A 4,465-nucleotide genomic window follows, 5' to 3' on the forward strand; every position below is an offset into this window, starting at 1 on the left:
AAGCCGGGTTGGCAAAACCCGACCAGCGCGGCGCCCGTGCCCTGAGCGCCTTCATGGCAGCAGGAGGCGTTGGCCGATGCGTCTGGGGCGTTTTGCGCGGCCGGTACTTCCAGACTGCTCTCCAGTTCGGCGGGCTCTATGTCGACGTCGCCAACGATACGGTAACCGTGACTAAGCCCAAGGTCGAGATCCTGCCCATGGCAGAGGCCGGGTTGGAGGCGGTTCGTGGAGCCGAGCACTTTGCCGAGATCGCGGACGCCTACTGGGGGATATGGATCTTTGCCAATCACGCGCTGCCGTCACTGGCTCCGCTCCTGCCGATGATAGGAGTCGCCCCTGGGCAAGCGCCGGGCTTGCAGTCGGCGACCGGCTATATGATCGAGCTGTTCCGCCGGGACGGGTTCGTCCAATCCGAGGTGTGGCTGGCCCATGGGCCGGTGCCGCCTGCTGAGGTGGTGGAGGCGTTGCGGGCGCGCTGCCCCGAGGATCTGCTGGGCGCCAATCCCTGTTCCAGCGCGGAAACTGCCGTCAATGTCTGCCGGTCGGCTCGGGCGGCTGGGCTCGCTACCAGCCCTGAATGGCATGCTACCTGCCTAAGAGATTTCCACCGCATCCACCCCGTCACACCAGACGTGTCAGCGGCTCGTCCGCCATCCTCCGCCCTGGAGATCGTTTGGAGAAGCGACGGTGGTGCTCGTCGGAGCTGGCGTCATCCTGAGGCGCCCGTGAAGAGGAGCCTGCGAGCATGAGCCTGCCGCCTCCGCCCATCCTTCGGTCTGCCATGGTCATTGAGGGACAAGCCTTCCGAGTAGCCGACCTGGCGCAACAATCCGAGATACCAGCAGCATCTCAAACAGGATCCCCCCATGCCTGAGTTCACCGCTGTCAGCCGCGAGCGTCATGCCGGCAAGGCATGGCGCCATTACACGACCTACGCCTTTGCCGCCGGTGACGCGGTGCTGCCGCTGGCCGCCTCCGAACTCGTCCAGGCGGTAATGGGCATGCCGGTTGCTTTCGTGCAGCAGGACGGCCGTTACGTCCTGATGGCGGTGCTGTCGCTGGCCCCGGGCCGGAACCTGTTCGTGGCACCTGATGGCCGTTGGATGGGCGAGTATGTACCGATGGTGCTGCGGGGTTATCCATTCCGGCTGTTGCGGCCCGAGGGCGCCGCGCAGAGCATCCTGTGCATCGATGAGAGCAGCGGCCTGGTGTTCGATGCCGGCCACAACGAGGCTTTCTTCACCGACGACGGCGTCCTTGCCGACACCCTGAAACAGGTGCTGACTTTCCTCGGCCACCTTGAGCGCAATCACGCTGCCACCGATCTGGCTGTCGCTGCGTTGGTCGAGGCCGGCGTGATCGAGCCGTGGCCCCTGACTCTGAACAACAGCGGCACGAACACTCCCGTGACCGGGCTGCACCGCATCGCCGAGGATAGGTTCAACGCACTGGACGATGACGCCGTGTTGACGCTGCGCCGGGCCGGCGCCCTGCCAATCGCCTACATGCAGATGCTGTCGATGCAGCAGACCAAGGTCCTCAAGCGGCTGACCGAGATCCACGAACAGCACGCCCGGGCGGAGGCTGCCAAAGCTGAGGCTGCCAGGCTGGCGACGCTCAATGTCAACCTGGGGCTCCTGTCCGACGACATCCGCCTGGTGTTCTAAGAACGAGAGACGGGCGCTGCGGCTTCCCGCCAGTAGGAAAATGACCATGATCAGGTTTATGACGGAGCACCCTTCCTCGGTCGGCGAGAGCTACCTGGAGCATCTGGTGTTCGCCACCCGCTTCGGCGCCAGCATGATCGTGGGTGGCCTGGCGTGCTGCGTTCACGGCGTCCTGCCGTTTCTCTGCACCTCTACCGGCAGCCGCACCGTCCTGGCGCTGCACGGACGTATCCGCTCCCGTGGGCGCGGCGTTCCTCACTCCACTTCGCAGGAAGTTGGGACGACGTGGATCGTGGCAGCGGAGTACGTGATCTGATGACCCTCGCCAACAAGCTTCCGCTTCGTGCAATGGCTCACTGGCTGCTGGCTTCCAGCGCGGCCGTGCTCCTGCTGACCTCTTCCGCTCGGGCAGAGGCGAACTGGCTGATGGGCGGCAACTGGGTGCAACTGGAGAAGCCCTGTTCGGTGCGCCATGCCGATGGCCGGGAAGGGAATGTCGGGATGGAATTCATGGAGGGCATGGCGATCCTGCATCTGCCCCCTGGCTTCGATCTGAATATTCCGGCGTCCAAGGTGCCGGCACGCTATCAGGAGCGCGGTGATACCATCTGGGTCAGGCTCCAGTTCGCCAACGGCGAGACCAGCGACCTGATCCTGCAGCGCGCTGACGGCGACCAGATGCGCGACAGCGTCGGCTATCTGTACCGGCGTTGCATCGGCATGTTGAGCTGAGCAATCGCTCCATGACAGGCTCGCGCCCCGTCATCCCTCCGCCTGTCGCGCCTCCTGCCGATGGTCCCGAGCAACCCGAGCTTCATCACGCGGCCGCTACGGACATTCCCATCGAGGAACTAGCCGAGCACTACAAGACGGGTGCCACACTCGCCGAGATAGCAGCCCAATATCAATCGCTCGGCTACAGGGTCAATCCTGACGAGATCCGCCGCAGGCTCATCGGCGTTGGTATCCAGATCAGGTTGATTGATCGTCCAGCTAAAGCGGCACTGCGTCGCGGCAAGCGAGGGACCGCCAACCTTCCTTTGTCTTCCGAGGAACTGGCCGAACGCTACCGTGCCGGCGCCTCCCTCGATGATCTGTCGATCCTGTGCCGGTGCAGTTCGAGCAAAATCCGCCACATTCTAGCCGCGGCCGGTGTCGTAATCCAGCCCCGGGGCGGCCGGAACGGTACGCCTGGCCAATCATGATCCCGATTATCCTGAAAGTGAAAAACGGTGGCGATCTCTACCGCAGCTGTCTGGACATGATGAGCTGATAAGGGCGCCTGTTCTAATTGCCGGCTGGTGCGCGTTCGCGCTGGCCGTTGTGGTGGGTTGTCATGCCAGAACATGGCGATGACTTTGCCCCGTTAGAATGGTTTTTGCGCACTCATATGAGGAAAAGCCGGCTTGGCGAAGCAAGCTGCGTGTCCAGCCAGACCACTACGAGGTGTTCGCTCAGGCGCTGGGCGTTGCCGACACGCTGGCCTTCATCAAGCAGGTGATGAGCTACTACGACCCGGTCACGCGCAAGGCGTTGTTCGGCGACGAGAAGGCCGAGGGCTGATCCAGGACATGAGACTGATTTGGGTTGTCTGAATTAAGAAAGCATTAACCAAGATCCCGTGACATTGCGATCTGCACCTCGCAAAGGACGGAACATGAGCAATTGGACCGACGGATACGTCTCTGAGATAGACTACACGCACGGCTTCTATCGTGAGCTGACACCATCCTTCCTTGCTTTCTGTATGCTCCTGAAGGGCATTAGGCCGCCGTCGCTCTCGTCGCCCTTTGCTTACTGCGAGCTGGGCTTCGGCCAGGGCTTCAGCACGAACCTGATCGCCGCCGCCAATCCCCAAGGTGACTTCTGGGCCACGGATTTCAATCCTTCCCATGCCGCTGGTGCCCAGCAGCTCGCAGCCGCCGCGGGCACGCCCAATGTGCGCTTCTTCGACAAAAGTTTCGCCGAGCTGCTGGAGACCGATACGCCCGAGTTCGACTTCATCACGCTGCATGGGATCTACAGCTGGATCAGCCCCGAAAATCGCCGCACCATCCGCGAGATCCTGCGTCGCAAGCTGAAGTTCGGGGGTGTGGTCTACATCAGCTATAACTGCCTTCCCGGCTGGTCGCCCACCATGCCGTTGAGGCAGCTGATGATCGAACACGCGGCGGGCTCGACCGAGCCGATGGTGGCGCGCATCGATAAGGCGATTGCCTTCGCCCAACAGCTTAATGAGTTCCAGGCAGGCTATTTCGGCAGCAACCCGGGCGTGGTGCCGCGCCTGGAGCGCCTGAAAACCATGTCACGCAATTATCTGGCACATGAATACTTTAACCGTGACTGGCAGCCCCAGTACTTCGCTGAGGTCGCGCGTGAGCTGAATGAGGCCAAGCTGGCGTTTGCCGCCTCAGCCAATCCCGCAGACCACGTCGATCAGGTCAACCTGACCGCGGACGCCCAGCGGGTACTTGCCGAAATCGGCGACCCGCTGTTCCGCGAAACCGTACGGGACTACTTCCTGAACCAGCAGTTCCGAAAAGACATGTTCGTCAAGGGCTCCGTCAGGCTGACGCCGCAGGAACAGGCCGAGTTGCTGCACGCCACCCGCTTCGCTCTAACCGCGCCGCGAGCCTTGATCCCACTCAAGGCGACCTTCGCAGTCGGCGAGGTAACGCTTCATGAGGAAACCTACGTGCCCGTCCTGGACGCGCTGGCCAAAGGACCGGCGATGTTGGGTCAGCTGCTTACCATGGACAGTATCCGCGAGATCGGGCTGGCCCGCCTCGTGCAGGCCA

General features: G+C 62.6%; 7 protein-coding genes. All 7 read left to right on the forward strand.

Annotated features, from left to right (window positions below; translation table 11 throughout):
- The coding region (locus AC5JJ6_RS00600; protein WP_496040176.1) for a hypothetical protein at positions 1-749 on the forward strand (749 nt) is incomplete at its 5' end.
- A gap of 117 nt (positions 750-866) precedes the next feature.
- Positions 867-1,667 carry a SapC family protein gene (locus AC5JJ6_RS00605; RefSeq protein ID WP_496040177.1) on the forward strand — a complete coding sequence of 267 codons (801 nt, stop codon included), beginning with the start codon at positions 867-869 and terminating at the stop codon, positions 1,665-1,667.
- Positions 1,668-1,713: 46 nt separating this feature from the next.
- Positions 1,714-1,983 (forward strand): DUF6356 family protein, encoded by a 270-nt coding sequence (locus tag AC5JJ6_RS00610; protein ID WP_496040178.1) that lies wholly within the window; start codon positions 1,714-1,716, stop codon positions 1,981-1,983.
- Positions 1,983-2,399 (forward strand): hypothetical protein, encoded by a 417-nt coding sequence (locus AC5JJ6_RS00615; protein WP_496040179.1) that lies wholly within the window; start codon positions 1,983-1,985, stop codon positions 2,397-2,399. The genes AC5JJ6_RS00610 and AC5JJ6_RS00615 overlap by 1 nt, the downstream gene beginning before the upstream one ends.
- An 11-nt stretch (positions 2,400-2,410) precedes the next feature.
- Entirely contained in the window at positions 2,411-2,872 is a 462-nt protein-coding gene (locus AC5JJ6_RS00620; protein ID WP_496040180.1) for a hypothetical protein, read from the forward strand.
- 166 nt (positions 2,873-3,038) lie between these two features.
- Positions 3,039-3,230, forward strand: coding sequence for a hypothetical protein (locus tag AC5JJ6_RS00625; RefSeq protein ID WP_496040181.1), 192 nt, complete (start codon positions 3,039-3,041; stop codon positions 3,228-3,230).
- Positions 3,231-3,324: 94 nt separating this feature from the next.
- Positions 3,325-4,465, forward strand: a 1,141-nt coding sequence (locus AC5JJ6_RS00630; protein ID WP_496040182.1) for a class I SAM-dependent methyltransferase, incomplete at its 3' end; no start/stop codon positions are given.

The organism is Skermanella sp., from assembly GCF_059503625.1.